This is a genomic window from Streptomyces sp. NPDC046335, from assembly GCF_055587985.1.
In genome coordinates this window covers 21205-36491 of sequence record NZ_JBVJFF010000018.1, presented here as the reverse complement: position 1 = coordinate 36491, position 15287 = coordinate 21205, and the positions used below count along the sequence as shown (strand labels likewise).

Below are 15287 nucleotides of genomic sequence, written 5' to 3'. Positions count from 1 at the left end.
CCTCTGCCCCGGCAGACCTCCGTACGTCCGTACCCCAAGGAGTCGATCCACCATGGCGAGCGATGCGCCGACCGGCGGCCATGTATCCGATCTCGACTGGCTGATGAGTGGCCTCGTGCAGCGTGTGCCGCACACCCACAGCGCCGTCCTGCTCTCCTCCGACGGTCTCGTGAAGTCCGTGCACGGCCTCGACCCCGACAGCGCCGACCACATGGCCGCCCTCGCCTCGGGCCTCTACTCGCTCGGGCGCAGCGCGGGCATCCGCTTCGGCGACGGCGGTGACGTCCGGCAGGTCGTCGTGGAACTGGACTCCACGCTCCTGTTCGTCTCCACCGCGGGCTCCGGCACCTGTCTCGCCGTACTCGCGGGCAGAGACGCCGACGCGGCCGTCCTCGGCTACGAGATGGCGATGCTGGTCAAGAGCGTGCGCCCGTATCTGGTCACCGCGCCCCGGCAGCCGGTCGGCGAACCCGCGCCGATGAGGCACTGACCATGGCGGCCCCGCATGACGGGCCCTGGCTCGACGACGCGGCGGGACGGCTCGTCCGCCCCTACACCGTCAGCAACGGACGGACAAGACCGACCACCCAACTCGACCTGCTCTCCCAGGTCATGGCCACCGGGGCGACCCCCCTCGGCTACCTCGGACCAGAGCATTCCGCGGCCCTCGGCCAGTGCGAGGCACCCACCTCCGTCGCCGAGATCGCGGCCCAGCTGAAGCTGCCCGCGGTCGTCACCAAAGTGATCCTCAGCGATCTCCTCGACTGCGGGGCCCTCACCACGAAGGCCCCGGACTTCTACCACAACCCCACTGACCGTTCCCTGTTGGAGGCAGTGCTCGATGGATTACGACGACAGCTCTGACCCCTTCCCCACCGCGCTGAAGATCTTGGTCGCAGGGGGATTCGGGGTCGGCAAGACCACTTTCGTGGGCGCGGTCAGCGAGATCGCCCCGCTGAGCACCGAGGAGCTGCTCACCACGGTCAGCGAAGGCACCGACGACCTGTCCGGTGTGGAGAACAAGACCACGACGACCGTCGCCATGGACTTCGGACGCATCACGCTCGACCCCGAACACGTGCTGTATCTCTTCGGCACCCCGGGCCAGGAACGGTTCTGGTTCATGTGGGACGAGCTCTCCGAAGGCGCGCTCGGCGCGGTGGTGCTCGCCGACACCCGCCGCCTGCAGGACTGCTTCGCCGCCGTGGACTTCTTCGAACAGCGCGGCATGGGCTTCATCGTCGCCATCAACGAATTCGACGGCGCCCACCGCTACGAACCCGACGAGGTGCGCTCCGCGATCGACCTGGACCCCCGGGTGCCGGTGGTGCGCTGCGACGCGCGGATCTCCAGCTCCGGCATCCAGACGCTCCTCACGCTCGTCAAACACCTGCTCGCCCACGCCCCGGCACCGAGCTACGGAGCCCATACGTGATGCACGACCCGACCGGGCGTCTGCTGCTCACCCCCGTCGACAAGGAGGCCCCCGCGCGCGTGCGCAGACTGCGGGAACTGGACATCGGCCAACGGGCCGATCCGGCCCTCGACGCCTTCGCGGGCCGGCTCGCCGAGCTGACCGGAGCGCCGTACGCGATGGTCAACTTCATCGACGAGGAGCGGCAGTTCTTCGCGGGCCTGCACACCGCCGACGGGCGGGCGATCGGCTCGGTGGGCCGCTACATGGCCCGCGACCACGGCTACTGCCCACACGTGGTGGTGCGCCGCAAGGCCCTCGTCCTGGAGGACGTCCGCGACTTCCCGCGCTTCGCGGGCAACCCCGTGGTCGATGAGATCGGCATCCGCTCCTACCTCGGCGCGCCCCTCGTCGACCGTACGGGGATGGCGCTCGGCACCGTCTGCGTCGTCGACGTCGAGCCGCGCCGCTGGGGCAGGGCGGGCCTCGACACCATCAAGACGCTGGCCGCGGAACTGGTCGGGCAGATCCACCGGAGGGAGGACGGCGGGATCTGACCCCGGCCCGACGGTACGGTCCGGGCTTCGGGCGGCGTCACAGGCGCAGCTCCACCCCGTCGGGGAACCGGACACGGACGCCGCCGTCCTCGTCCACCGCACAGGTGACGGACTCGCGCAGCGCCCGCGGCTGGACGGCGTCCCGTGCCAGGGCGACCAGCGTGACATGGACGCCGCCGCCGTCCGCGGGACCGGTGGACGTCAGGAACGGGGTCGCGGAGTGCGGGCCGTACGCGTTGGCGGCGACCTCGCGGGCCACGTCGGCCTCCTCGTCCCAGCCGTGCAGCGCGACCACCGCGCTGGTGAGCCCCGATGCCGTACGGGCGAGCGCCCAGCCGGGGCCGCGCTCGGCGTGCGGGCGCGCCTCGTCGGCCACCGCGTAGCCGCCTTCGCGCAGGGCCGTGCCGTGCGGGGCGCGCAGGCGGTGCGCCCGGATCTCCCAGGGTCCGTGCAGGGCGCTCGTCGTCTCGACCGGGATGTCGCTGTCCGTGCCGGGCAGTCGGGCGTCGTGCCGGGAGGAGGCGGTGCGGCCCTCGCAGCTCAGCGGGTGGATGCGCAGGCGGCGCGAGGGGGTGCCGTCCGGGGCGAGCAGCGCCAGGTGGCCGTCGACGGAACGCTCCCACGCGCGCGTGGCGGTCTCCGGGGCGGTGGCCGTGGAGTAGGCGAACTTCGCGTAGTGCGGGTCGTCCTGGGCCGGGCCTTCGAGGGGGTTGTGGTCGCTGCCGTGGTTGACCAGGCGCACGATGCCGTCGTGCCGGGTGCCGTGCAGGAGCCAGCCGGGCTCGGGGAGCGCGGTGTACTGGTCGGCCTCCTCGACGGGCAGCGGGACCTCGCGCTCGGTCCACACCGGGTGTCCCGCGGGGAGCAGCAGGCCGAGGAAGCCCTTGCTCGCCCAGTACGGCGAAGCCGGGCCCGAGTAGGCCTGCGTGGCGGGCAGGAACGTGCCGTACCAGCCGAGCGGCAGCAGCCCCCGCTCGTCGGGGACGCCGCGCTCCACGAAGTGCCGTGCGGTGCCGGAGGCGAGGCGCCGCGTCAGGCCGGGGGCCAGCGGGGTGCAGTCCGCCAGGGCGCCGAGCCAGACGGGCGCGGTGGCGGCGAAGCGGTAGGTGAGGGAGCGGCCCTGGTGGACGGGGGCGCCGTCGGCGCCGAAGAAGTGCGGGTAGGTGGTGAGGAACTGGGCCAGGCGCTCCCGGTAGACTTTCGCGCGCCCTCCGTCGCCGTCCGGGCCCGCCATCCGGGCCCACAGCAGCGGGTACAGGTGCATCGCCCAGCCGATGTAGTAGTCGAAGTTGCGCCCGTCGCCGTCGCTGTACCAGCCGTCGCCGCGGTACCAGTCCTCGATCCTGTCCAGGCCGCCGTCGATGTCCGCTTGGCGGTACGGGGCGCCGACCGAGGCGAGGAACTGCTCGGACACCACCTGGAAGAGCCGCCAGTTGTTGTCCCAGGTCCTGCTTCCGACGAAGCCGGAGAGCCAGTCGACCACCCGCTCCTGGACCCGGGCGTCGAGCTTGTCCCAGAGCCAGGGGCGGGTCTCGTGCAGGCCGACCGCGATCGACGCGGCCTCCACCATCTGCTGGGAGCAGTCCGTGAGTTGTGGCCAGGCCTCGCCGCTGCCGCGGTCGGTGCCCGTTGTCAGACCCTCCGCGTAGCGTTCCAGGAGTCGGGGGTCCACCTCGCCGCCCGCCCCCGCGATCCGGAAGGAGGCCAGGAGGAATGACCGCGCGTAGCCTTCGAGGCCGTCCGAGACGATGCCCGACCAACTGCCCCGCCCCGGCAGGCGGTATTGGGCGAAGCCCGGCGTCGCGTAAGGGACGAGCGCTTCGAGCTGCCGGTCGGCGAGCGCCTCCCAGTGTGCCCTGGTCCAGCCGGTGAGCGGGGACAGGACGCGGTCGGTGGGCGGCAGGGTCAGATGCGGTGCGGGCATGGCTTCCGTGCTCCTCGGTGGGCTGGTCGGGCGGCCCCGTGCTCCGGGCGTCGGCGTCACAGCAGTTCGGCGGTATGGGTATGCCCGCGGGAGCCGCCGACATGAACGGTGACGACCGGGCGGCGCCCCGGAGTGACGGTCACCGTGTCATCGGCCCTGACCACTGTCCGTACGGCGAACGGCAGTTCCACGCTGAGGCTGCTCCCCGTGCGGCCCGGGTCGGCGACGGCCACCGAGACGCCCCGCGGCCCGCGGCGCACCAGGACCGTGCCGGGTCCTGACACCGTGAGGCCCGCCGCGGTGCCGGGCCGCCAGAAGTGCGCGGCGAGCAGGCCGGAGCGGCGCGCCTCGACGGCCTGGGCGGTCGCGTCGTTGGCCACGATCCGCACGGGCCTGGCGTGCGCCCACACCGCGGTCGCCGCCGCGCTCGCGCCGGGCAGCAGGACATAGGCGTACGACGCGTTCACCGGGGAGGTGCCGTGGTCCAGCCACAGGGTGAGATAGCGGCGGGTGACCGGTGTCGTGCTGCCGCCGGTGTCGGCGCCCGTGTTGACCTCGCGCCAGGTGCCGGTGCGCTCCTCGCGCAGGGCGTGCAGGCCGAGGTCCGCCGGGGGCCCCGGACGCGTGGGGAAGACATAGCCGCCGGTGCCTTCGAGGTGCGCCCACCGCGCCTCGTCGAACCGCGCGGACCAGCCCTGGCGGTCCGGCTGTCGGTGGCCGTCCACCGTCAGCCGCCGTGCGGGCCCGGTGGCGTGCAGGTTGCGGTTCTCGACGACGGTCTCGACCGGGCGGCCGTCGCTCGCGTCGATGCCGGCGCCGAGCGCGACGACCACGTTGTCGAGGCAGAACCACGCCTTGCGGGCGCGCAGGGTGCTGCCGTCGGCGATCAGCTCCATGGCGGCGGCGCCGTACCGGCCGTCCAGGACAGCGCCGCCCGCCACGGCGTTCTTCGGGCGGTAGGTGCTGGTGCCGCCGCCCGAGCCGATGTCCGCGCGCCTGCGGGTGTCGACGGTCGTGCCCGGCAGGCGGTACGGATCGACGGTGGCCCAGAAACCGTCACCGAACTGCCCGAGGTCGTCGCCGTCGTACAGGTAGGCCATGCCGTCGCCGGTGTACCAGCCGTGCAGGTTCTCGCCGTTGCCCGCCTCGTACGCGGCGATCCGCTTCGACGAGAGCGCGAGGGCCAGGGCCCAGCCGGGGCGGCGGTGCACCACCCGGTCCATGTCGGCGAAGACATGGTGTCCGGTGAGCCGGTCGGCGGCCGGGACGGACGGGTCGTCGAGGACCGCCTTGGCGCGGGCCAGGGCCGGGATGCCGACCAGGCCCGTGTACGGGGTGGTGCGGTTGCGGCGGATCCAGCCCTTGGTGAGCGCCCGCCAGCGCCGGGCGTACGGCTCGGGGGCGCCGGACGCGAGCTGGAGGATGTGGGAGGCCGTCGCCGCCCCGTCGTTGTGGTCGCGCGCCTTCTCCCGGGATATCGCCCGGCCGCGCACGGCGTCCATCATCAGCCCGTCGAGGACCACGGGGGCGAACGTCCGGTCCACCGCCTCGTACAGCACGGACGTCCTCGGGTCGGTGACCGCCCACGGCGAGTCCGCGAGCAGCGCGATGAGCCGGCCGACGCCGCCGAGCAGAACGCTGCCGTACGTGCCGGTGTACGCGACGGAGCCGTGCTGCACGAACGAACCGTCCTCGTAGAAGCCGTCCCCCGAGGTGACGTACCGGAAGAGGCTGTTCCGGCCGTCGTCCCGCAGGTCGGACAGGCCGTCCCGCGCGAGCGCCACGGTGGCCGCCTCCCTGGCCAGGAGTCCGCGCAGGGCCACGATCACGGCCTTGTCCGCGCGGTTGGCGCCGGTCTCCGCGAGTGAGGGGGAGTTGGTGCGGCGGTCCGGGTCGGGGCAGAACCTCGCCACCGTCCTGACGTACGCGGCCAGGTCGTCGGCGGGCATCCGCTCGCGCAGCAGCACGCAGGTGTCCATGAGGGCCTGGGGCGACCCGATCTCCCAGAACCACCAGTTGCCGGACTCGGGGCGGTCGGGGCGGTAGCCGGTGGTGTGCAGGAACCGCAGCGCGTCCAGCACGGCGTCGGCGGCCTCCGCGCCGCCGCTCAGCGAGGTGCCCGGCGTGGCCCAGGCCGTGGCGAGGGTGCGCAGCCGGGTGTAGCTCTGGCCGAAGTTGCCGGGTTCCGAGGCGGGGGAGAGGTCGGACCACAGCGCGGTCCTGCCGGTCGTGCGGTCCAGCCGCTCCCACCAGGTGGCCGCTTGGGCGTCGAGAGCCTTCAGCGCCCCGGCGAAGTCGGGGTCCCCGGCGTCGAACGAGCCGCCGGTCAGTTGCGTCTCGGCACGGGCGAGCAGGGCGTCGAAGCCGGCCTCGGCGGAGGCCGCCGGGGCGGCGCTTTCCGGGCCCTCCGCGCCTTCCGCGGCCCGCGCGGTGCCGCCACCGGCCGACGCCGCGAGGGCGGTGGCCGCGCCGGTGGCGAGAAGCGTGCGGCGGCGGGGGCCGCAGGGGCCGCGGTCGGGGGCAGGCTCGGGCGTCGGCTCGGGCGTTGGCATGCGAACTCCTGGACGTCAGGGCATCGGAGTGGCGGCGCGAGGGCGAGGTGCGGGTGGTGCGCGGCGTACGGGTGCTGATGGGGCGACAGCATGTAAGCGGTTTCTAGAGCGCGCAAGAGGGCGGGGAATCTTTCTACGTTCTTTCTGCGCATCGGCAGTGCACCGGTAGCGCATCGGCAGTGCACCGGCGGGATGGCGCGGGGAAAGCCCAAGCGCCGCAATCAGGCAAGGCTGTTGACGGCGGCAGTAAGCGATTACTACGTTGCCGCCCCATGGCTGAGAAAAGGACCCGAACCACTCGTGCCGTCATCGCGACGGCGGCCGCGGCCGCCACCCTCGCGCTCGCCGCTCCCGCCCCCGCCCAGGCGAACCCCTTCCACCCGACGCCCGGCGCGGACGGCGTGGGAGACCCGCTGTTCCCCACGCTCGGCAACGGCGGCTACGACGTCCGCCACTACGACCTCTCCTTCGACTTCACGCCGGTGACCTACGACTTCGCCGCCACCATGAGGATCCGGGCGAGAGCCACCCAGGACCTCTCCTCGTTCAACCTCGACGTCGACTCGCTCGCCATCGACTCCATCGAGGTCGACGGCGCGGCGGCCACCTGGACCGTCGTCCCCGGCAGGACGGGGCAGGAGCTCGTGGTCACCCCGGCCCGCGCCCTGCGTGACCACCGCGCCTTCGAGGTGGCGGTGGCGTACCACGGCAACGGGAAGACGAAGCCGGCCGGGCTCCCCGGCTGGCGTCACATGTCCGACGGCGGCTTCGCCTCGGCCGCCCAGGCCTCGCGCGCCGACACCTTCGCACCGGTCAACGACCACCCCTCCGACAAGGCGACCTGGACCTTCCACCTCACCGCTCCCAAGGGCTGGACCCCCGCGGCCAACGGCAATCTCAACGGTCGGCGCGAGGCCTCGGACAACCGGCGGACCTGGGACTTCTCCCTGAAGTCACCCATGGCGCCGGAGCTCCTCGGCATCTCCGTCAACAAGCAGAGCTACGTCTACGGACGCGGCCCGCACGGCGTGACGCTGCGCCACGTCATTCCCGAGGACCAGCAGGCGAGGTACCGCCCGATCGTCGAGGAGACCGGCGGGCAACTGGCGTGGCTGGAGCGGACGCTCGGCGTGCGCTACCCCTTCGACACGTACGGCGTGCAGATCGTGCGGGACGGCTACGGCGACGCGCTGGAGAACCAGACCCTCTCCCTCTTCGGCCCGGGCTGGTTCGACCGCCCCACCTACTCCACGACCATGGTCCACGAGCTGACCCACCAGTGGTTCGGCGACTCGGTCACCCCCGTCACCTGGCAGGACGCCTGGCTGAACGAAGGCCCTGCTGTGTACTACGCGGCGCTGTGGGCGGACCAGAAGGGCTTCCAGCCCATCGAGGAGAAGATGAGGGCCGCCTACGCGAAGCTCGACGCGGTCCGCAAGAGCGACGGGCCGCCCGGAAAGCCCACCGGGCTCGGCGGCTTCAACATCTACGACGGCGCGGCGGTCTCGCTGTACGCCCTGAAGCAGCGGATCGGGCAGGGCGACTTCGACGCCGTGATGAAGGCGTGGCTGACCGGCTACCGGCACAAGAACGCCTCCACCGAGGACTTCATCGACAACGCGGTCGAGGTCACGGGGGACGCCTCGGTCGGCACCTTCCTGCGGCACTGGCTCTTCGACCTCGACAATCCGCCGATGCCCGGACACCCGGACTGGGAGGTCACTCGATGAGACGGCTCTCCGCTCTCGCGACGACCGCCGTCGCGCTGACGCTCGCCACCGTGGTCACCCCGCAGAGCGCGGCGGGCGCGATGGGCGCGGCGGGCGCGGGGCCGAAGCAGGCCGCGCCCCGCGTGCTGCACGTGGCGCCGCACGGCGGCGGTGACACCTGTACCGCCGCCCGCCCCTGCACCCCGACCACCGCACGGGACGCGGCCCGCGCGATCGACGGGCGGGACATCCGTATCGAACTGGCGGGCGGCACCTACCGGTTGGCCGAGCCGCTGAAGCTCGGCGCCGCCGACTCCGGGCGCGGCGGGCACACCGTCACCTGGGCCGCCGCCCCCGGTGCGAAGCCGGTGCTGTCCGGCGGCCGCCCGGTCGAGGGCTGGAAGGCGAACGCGGACGGCACCTGGACCGCCACCGCCCCCGCGGGCGTCACCCCGCGCCAGTTGTTCGTGGACGGACGGCGTGCCGTGCGCGCCCGGGGCGCGGCCTGCCCCGCCGCCACCTGTGACGCCACCAAGACCGGCATGACGGGCGCCGAGGCCACCGGCATCGCGCAGTGGCGGCGGCCGACCGGCGCCGAAGCCGTCATCAAGGTGCGCTGGCGCACCTACCGCTGCCGGATCAGCGGCGTCGAGGGCGACCGCCTCACCTTCGCGCGGCCGTGCTGGACCAACGCGGCGAGCGGTACGGACCGCACCGGCCCGGCCTGGGACTCCACCACCGTCGACTCCGCCCGCTACCGCGGCGTCGCCCACTTCGAGAACGCCCGCGAACTCCTCGACGAGCCAGGGGAGTTCGTGTGGGACGCCGGGGACCGTACCGTCACCTACCTCCCGCGCCCGGGTGAGAATCCGCGCCACGCGCGCGTGGTCACCCCCGCGACCGAGCGGCTCATGGTCATCGACGGCGCCCGAGACCTCCGCGTCGACGGCATCGGCTTCGCCCACGCCGCCTACCTCCAGCCGGACACCGACGAAGGCTACGCGGGCACCCAGGCGGGCCTCACCCTCACCGGAGCCACCGGGCCCGTCGACCACGCGGGCCGGTACTACACCAAGCCGGCCGCGGCCCTCACCGTGCGCGGCGGCCGCCATGTGGCGGTAAGCCGCGCGGATTTCAGCCACCTGGGCGGTGCGGGCGTCGTCCTCGAGGCGGGCACCAAGGACTCCTCGGTCACCCGGTCCCGCTTCACGGACCTCTCATCGGGCGCCGCGTACATCGGCGACACCGAACCGAACCCGCGGCCGGAGCTTGCGGGGGAGCGGAACACCGTCGCCTACAACACCGTGCGCCGCAGCGGAGTGGAGTACACCGACTCGGTGGGCATCTGGGCGGGGTACGAGGCCGGGCTGGACATCGACCACAACACCCTGAGCGAACTGCCCTACTCGGCGATCTCCGTCGGCTGGGGCTGGAACCAGCCCGAGGCCAGGCAGTCCGTCCTGCGCGACAACCGCGTCACCGCCAACCGCATCACGGACGTCATGCGGGTCGAGGACGACCAGCACGACGGCGGCGCGATCTACACCCAGGGAGCACAGCCCGGCTCGGTCATCTCGGGGAACTACATCAACCGCTCGGCGTACGGCAACACCGAGCGCGACGGCAACGGCATCTACCTGGACGAACAGTCCTCCTTCCTCCGCGTCGAGGGCAATGTCATCACCCGCGTCGGCTACAAGTGGGTCTCCAACTGGGCCGACTACGGCGTCCACAACCACGCCACCGGCAACTGGACCGACACCGACGCGCCCGCCCTCACCGGCACCGGCTCGACGATGGAAGGCAACCACACGAAGCTCGACAGGCTCCCCGCCGAGGCGCTCGCCGTGGCGGCGGACGCGGGCGCGCACCGGCAGCGGGCCGAGCGGCTCCGCCCCGACCTGGCCCGCGCGGGCACGGCCTCGCAGTCCACGACGGACGGCACGGCCCCGGCCTCGTACGCGATCGACGGCGACACCTCGACGGACAGCCGTACGCTCGCCGGTCCCGGCGCATGGTGGCAGGTGGACCTGGGGCGGGTCCGCCGCGTGGGGCAGGTCGAGGTCTGGAACGACGCCTCGATGACCACGGCGGACTTCGACGTCCAGCTCTCGCGGACGGCGGACTTCACCGGCGCCACGACCACGACCCGGCACGTCACGGGCAAGGCGCTGCGTCCCACCCTCCTGGAGTTCGGAAAGGGCGACGATGCCCGGTACGTACGGGTCAGAGCCACCGGCCCCGGACGCATCGGCCTCGCCCACGTACTCGTCCACCCCTAGGGGCTTTCGGCACCTCGACACGGGCGGCCACCGCCGGATACACAAGGGATCAAGCCCACGGCGACACCGGCACAGACGACCCGTACGGGTGCCACCGGCACTAGCAACACCGGCACTAGCAACACCGGCACAAGCGAAGGAAGTTCCATGACCGACCTCCGTCTCGGCGTTCTCGGCTTCGGACTGCGCGGCTCGCTCGCCCGCACCGCCCACCGGCCGGGAGCCGGCTCGCGCGTCACCGCGCTGGCCGAGCACGACGCCACCGCCCGCGCCGAGGCGGCGGTCGCCTTCCCCGGCGCGCTGATATCGAGCGACCACCGCAAGGTGGTCCAGGACCCGGACGTCGACGCGATCGTGGTCCTCACCCCCGACCACACCCACGCGGCACTGGCCCGCGAGGCGCTGCGCGAGGGCAAGCCCGTCTTCGTCGAGAAGCCTCTGGAGATCGGCATCGAGGCGTGCGACGAGATCCTGCGGACGGCGTACGAGACGGGTACGCGGCTGTACGTCGGGCACAACATGCGCCACATGCCCGTGGTCCGGCTGATGCGCGACATCATCGAGCGCGGCGAGATCGGCCGGGTCAAGACGGTGTGGGTACGGCACTTCGTGGGCTACGGCGGCGACTGGTACTTCAAGGACTGGCACGCCGAGCGGCAGTACACCACCGGTCTGCTGCTCCAGAAGGCCGCCCACGACATCGACGTACTGCACTGGCTCGCGAACGGCTACGCACGGCACGTCCAGGCCCTCGGTGACCTGATGGTCTACGGGGACAACACGCACCGCCGCGCGCCGGGCGAGCCGAAGACCGACGACTGGTACACGGAGGACGGCCACTGGCCGCCGCACACCCAGCGCGGCCTCAACCCGGTCATCGACGTCGAGGACGTCTCCCTGGTCAACATGCGCCTCGACAACGGCGTGCTCGCCGCCTACCAGCAGTGCCACTTCACCCCCGACTACTGGCGCAACTACACCGTGATCGGCGACGCGGGCCGCCTGGAGAACTTCGGTGACGGGCCCGGCGCCGAGGTCAAGGTGTGGAACTCCCGCCGCTCCGGCTACCGAGGCGAGGCGGACGCCACGTACCCGGTGCCCGACGACGTCCAGGACGACGGCGGGCACGGCGGCGCCGACCCGCTGCTGATCGACGAGTTCGTCCGCTTCGCCCGCGAGGGAGGGCTCACCGACACCTCGCCCGTCGCGGCGCGCATGGCGGTCGCCGCCGGTGTGCGGGCGACGCAGTCGCTGCGGGACGGCGGCACGCCCCGCGAGGTGCCCGGGCTGGACCCCGCCCTGATCGCCTATTTCGAGGGCGGACAGGTCCGCTGACCGGCGAGGCCTGAAGGAAAGCTGCGGCGGCGCTTAAGAAAGTCTCGATGGACCGGGGCGCCGCCGTAGGGAAGATTCCTGTGACGTCGGGGGAAGAAGCGACGTACGACAGGAGCCGTTGCGTTGAAGGCGCTGGTCAAGGAGAAAGCGGAGCCGGGTCTCCGGCTGATGGACGTACCGGAGCCGGTCATCGGCCACGGGGACGTCCTCATCAAGGTGCTCCGCACCGGGATCTGCGGGACCGATCTGCACATCCGGGCCTGGGACGGCTGGGCGCAGCAGGCGATCAGCGCGCCGCTGGTGGTCGGGCACGAGTTCGTCGGCGAGGTCGTCGAGGTGGGCCGTGACGTCGCCGACATCACGGCGGGCGACCGGGTCAGCGGCGAGGGCCACCTGGTCTGCGGCAAGTGCCGCAACTGCCTGGCCGGGCGGCGCCACCTGTGCCGCGCCACGGTCGGTCTCGGCGTCGGACGTGACGGCGCCTTCGCCGAGTATGTCGCGCTGCCCGCGGCGAACGTGTGGGTGCACCGGACCCCGGTGGACCTCGACGTGGCCGCGATCTTCGACCCGTTCGGCAACGCCGTGCACACCGCTCTGTCCTTCCCGCTGGTCGGCGAGGACGTGCTGATCACCGGGGCGGGCCCGATCGGCCTCATGGCGGCCGCCGTGGCGCGGCACGCCGGCGCCCGCAACGTCGTGGTCACCGACGTCAGCGAGGAGCGCCTCGACCTGGCCCGCAAGGTCGGCGTCAGCCTCGCCCTGAACGTGGCGGACTCGACGATCGCCGAAGGCCAGCGCACGCTGGGCCTGCGCGAGGGCTTCGACGTGGGCCTGGAGATGTCCGGCAACCCGCGCGCGATGCGCGACATGGTCGCCAACATGACCCACGGCGGCAGGATAGCCATGCTCGGTCTGCCGGCCGAGGAGTTCGCCGTCGACTGGGCCAGGATCGTCACCTCGATGATCACGATCAAGGGCATCTACGGCCGCGAGATGTTCGAGACCTGGTACGCGATGTCCGTCCTGCTCGAAGGCGGCCTCGACCTGGCCCCGGTGATCACGGGCCGCTACGGCCACCGCGACTTCGAGGCGGCCTTCGACGACGCGGCGAGCGGCCGCGGCGGCAAGGTCATCCTCGACTGGACCTCCTGACCCGCCACGGTCCCACCCCGGCCCGACCCCGGCCCCCGGCTCGACCCCGGTCCGATTCCTGACCCTTAAGGATTCACGCATGTTCGACTCCGTACGCGAAGACCTCCAGGCCACCCTCGACGAGATCCGCGCCGCGGGCCTGCACAAGCCCGAGCGCGTCATCGGCACCCCGCAGTCCGCCACGGTCGCCGTCACCTCCGGAGGCCGCCCCGGCGAGGTCCTCAACTTCTGCGCCAACAACTACCTCGGCCTCGCCGACCACCCCGAGGTCGTCGCCGCCGCCCACGAGGCCCTGGACCGCTGGGGCTACGGCATGGCCTCCGTCCGCTTCATCTGCGGCACGCAGGAGGTGCACAAGGAGCTGGAGGGGCGGCTCTCCGCCTTCCTCGGCCAGGAGGACACGATCCTCTACTCCTCCTGCTTCGACGCCAACGGCGGTGTCTTCGAGACGCTGCTCGGCCCGGAGGACGCGGTGATCTCCGACGCGCTCAACCACGCGTCGATCATCGACGGCATCCGCCTGTGCAAGGCCCGCCGCTTCCGCTACGCCAACCGCGACCTCGCGGACCTGGAGCAGCAGCTCAAGGAGGCCTCCGAGGGCGGCGCCCGCCGGAAGCTGATCGTCACCGACGGCGTCTTCTCCATGGACGGCTACGTCGCCCCGCTGGCGGAGATCTGCGACCTCGCCGACCGTTACGACGCCATGGTCATGGTCGACGACTCGCACGCCGTCGGCTTCGTGGGACCCGGCGGCCGCGGCACCCCCGAGCTGCACGGCGTCATGGACCGCGTCGACATCATCACCGGTACGTTGGGCAAGGCGCTCGGCGGCGCCTCCGGCGGCTACGTCGCGGCCCGCGCCGAGATCGTCGCCCTGCTGCGCCAGCGCTCGCGCCCGTACCTCTTCTCCAACACGCTCGCCCCGGTGATCGCCGCGGCCTCGCTGAAGGTCCTGGACCTCCTGGAGTCGGCGGGCGACCTGCGTGAGCGGCTCGCCGCGAACACCGCGCTGTTCCGCTCGCGGATGACCGAGGAGGGCTTCGACATCCTCCCCGGCGACCACGCCATCGCCCCCGTCATGATCGGTGACGCCTCCGTGGCGGGCCGCATGGCCGAGCTCCTCCTGGAGCGCGGCGTCTACGTGATCGGCTTCTCGTACCCCGTGGTGCCGCAGGGCGCGGCCCGCATCCGCGTGCAGCTGTCGGCCGCGCACTCCACGGAGGACGTGAACCGGGCCGTCGACGCGTTCGTCGCGGCGCGCGCCGAGCTGGCCTGAGGCCCGCCCTGGGGTGAGGGACAATTGTTCGCATGATTGAAGCGCGGCGGCTGCACATCCTCCGGGCGGTGGCCGACCACCGCACGGTCACGGCCGCTGCCGCCGCGCTGTACCTCACCCCGTCAGCGGTGTCCCAGCAGCTCACGGCGCTGGAGCAGGAGACGGGGCACCGCCTGGTCGAACGCTCCGCCCGCGGTGTGCGCCTGACGTCCGCCGGTGAGATTTTGCTGACGCACACCAACGCGGTCCTTGCCCAGCTCGAACGCGCCGAGGCCGAGCTCGCCGCGTACAGCTCCGGCGAGGCGGGGACGGTGACCGTCGCCTCCTTCGCCACCGGCATAGCCCTCGTCGTCGGCCCGGCCCTGGCCCGCCTCGCCACGTCCGCGCCCGGCATCAGACTGCGGGTGCAGGACGCCGAGGGGGACGCGAGCCTGCCGATGGTCCTCGACCGGCAGGTCGACGTGGCGGTGGCCGTGGAGTACCGGGGCGCGCCCGGTGCCGACGACCCCCGGCTGACCCGCGTGCCCCTCTACGCCGAGCCCTTCGACGCGGTGCTGCCCCTCGGCCACCGGCTCGCCGACGCGGAGCGCGTGCCGCTCGCGGAGCTGGCCAAGGACGCCTGGATCGGCCCGTTCGCCGGGAACCCCTGCCACGACGTCGTGGTCCTGGCCTGCGAGCAGGCCGGCTTCCAGCCCCTGCTCGAACACTGGTCCGACGACTTCCGGGCGGTGGTGGCGCTCGCCTCGGCCGGCGCGGGCGTCGCCCTCGTGCCGCGTTCGGCGCTGCGCGGCATGGACGTCTCGGGGGCCGTGGTGCGCCCCGTCGAGGGCGCCGCCCCGACGCGCCGGGTGTTCGCGGCCGTGCGGTGCGGGGCGGAGGGGCATCCGCTGATCCGCCCGGTCCTCGCGGCGCTGGGCGAGGCGGCGGACTGAGACCCGCCACGACCGGTCCGCGCGCGACCGCCGCCGGACCCGCCCCGGACCTCTGGCGCCCCACGAAACTCAGGTCCGGCCCCTTGACCCTGTGCTCAGCCAGTCATTAGCGTGACCGGCAAGCTGCCAGAAAGCGCTTTCTGGCCGCGACGAT

The 15287-nt window shown here is 72.7% G+C and carries 12 protein-coding genes; 10 read left to right on the top strand and 2 right to left on the bottom strand.

Translation table 11 applies throughout. The features are described 5' to 3' along the window. The first annotated feature begins 52 nt into the window (after window positions 1–52). From ACZ6JY_RS35325 to ACZ6JY_RS35310, 4 genes are read left to right on the top strand one after another with little or no spacing between them, the layout of a single operon-like run. On the top strand, window positions 53–490 hold the full coding sequence (locus ACZ6JY_RS35325; protein ID WP_469202706.1) for a roadblock/LC7 domain-containing protein: 438 nt from the start codon (window positions 53–55) through the stop codon (window positions 488–490). 2 nt (window positions 491–492) lie between these two features. Then, window positions 493–864 carry a DUF742 domain-containing protein gene (locus ACZ6JY_RS35320; RefSeq protein ID WP_447041658.1) on the top strand — a complete coding sequence of 124 codons (372 nt, stop codon included), beginning with the start codon at window positions 493–495 and terminating at the stop codon, window positions 862–864. Continuing rightward, entirely contained in the window at window positions 842–1435 is a 594-nt protein-coding gene (locus ACZ6JY_RS35315; RefSeq protein ID WP_469202703.1) for a GTP-binding protein, read from the top strand. Before ACZ6JY_RS35320 ends, ACZ6JY_RS35315 begins: the two co-directional genes overlap by 23 nt. Next, window positions 1432–1971 (top strand): GAF domain-containing protein, encoded by a 540-nt coding sequence (locus ACZ6JY_RS35310; RefSeq protein WP_469202701.1) that lies wholly within the window; start codon window positions 1432–1434, stop codon window positions 1969–1971. The genes ACZ6JY_RS35315 and ACZ6JY_RS35310 overlap by 4 nt, the downstream gene beginning before the upstream one ends. Before the next feature lie 37 nt (window positions 1972–2008). On the opposite strand, the gene ACZ6JY_RS35305 is transcribed toward ACZ6JY_RS35310, so the two are convergent. Together ACZ6JY_RS35305 and ACZ6JY_RS35300 are read right to left on the bottom strand one after the other, a co-directional pair. After that, window positions 2009–3895 carry a DUF2264 domain-containing protein gene (locus ACZ6JY_RS35305; protein WP_469202699.1) on the bottom strand — a complete coding sequence of 629 codons (1887 nt, stop codon included), beginning with the start codon at window positions 3893–3895 and terminating at the stop codon, window positions 2009–2011. Between the two features lie 56 nt (window positions 3896–3951). Continuing rightward, window positions 3952–6447 carry a polysaccharide lyase 8 family protein gene (locus ACZ6JY_RS35300; RefSeq protein ID WP_469202697.1) on the bottom strand — a complete coding sequence of 832 codons (2496 nt, stop codon included), beginning with the start codon at window positions 6445–6447 and terminating at the stop codon, window positions 3952–3954. A gap of 272 nt (window positions 6448–6719) precedes the next feature. Here ACZ6JY_RS35300 and ACZ6JY_RS35295 point away from each other — a divergent pair, with 272 nt between their 5' ends. The 6 genes from ACZ6JY_RS35295 to ACZ6JY_RS35270 all read left to right on the top strand — a co-directional run bounded on the left by ACZ6JY_RS35295 (window position 6720) and on the right by ACZ6JY_RS35270 (window position 15133). Then, a complete protein-coding gene (locus tag ACZ6JY_RS35295) occupies window positions 6720–8177 on the top strand; it encodes a M1 family metallopeptidase (RefSeq protein ID WP_469202695.1) in 1458 nt (485 codons plus the stop codon). Then, window positions 8174–10438 (top strand): galactose-binding domain-containing protein, encoded by a 2265-nt coding sequence (locus ACZ6JY_RS35290; RefSeq protein ID WP_469202693.1) that lies wholly within the window; start codon window positions 8174–8176, stop codon window positions 10436–10438. Before ACZ6JY_RS35295 ends, ACZ6JY_RS35290 begins: the two co-directional genes overlap by 4 nt. 147 nt (window positions 10439–10585) lie before the next feature. Then, a complete protein-coding gene (locus ACZ6JY_RS35285; RefSeq protein ID WP_469202691.1) occupies window positions 10586–11773 on the top strand; it encodes a Gfo/Idh/MocA family protein in 1188 nt (395 codons plus the stop codon). 123 nt (window positions 11774–11896) lie between these two features. Further along, window positions 11897–12925 carry an L-threonine 3-dehydrogenase gene (tdh, locus tag ACZ6JY_RS35280; RefSeq protein ID WP_469202689.1) on the top strand — a complete coding sequence of 343 codons (1029 nt, stop codon included), beginning with the start codon at window positions 11897–11899 and terminating at the stop codon, window positions 12923–12925. Between the two features lie 79 nt (window positions 12926–13004). Next, window positions 13005–14201: a glycine C-acetyltransferase gene (locus ACZ6JY_RS35275; protein WP_469202687.1), complete on the top strand. Its 1197-nt coding sequence runs from the start codon at window positions 13005–13007 to the stop codon at window positions 14199–14201. 32 nt (window positions 14202–14233) lie between these two features. Continuing rightward, window positions 14234–15133, top strand: coding sequence for a LysR family transcriptional regulator (locus ACZ6JY_RS35270; RefSeq protein ID WP_469202685.1), 900 nt, complete (start codon window positions 14234–14236; stop codon window positions 15131–15133). Window positions 15134–15287 lie beyond the last annotated feature (154 nt).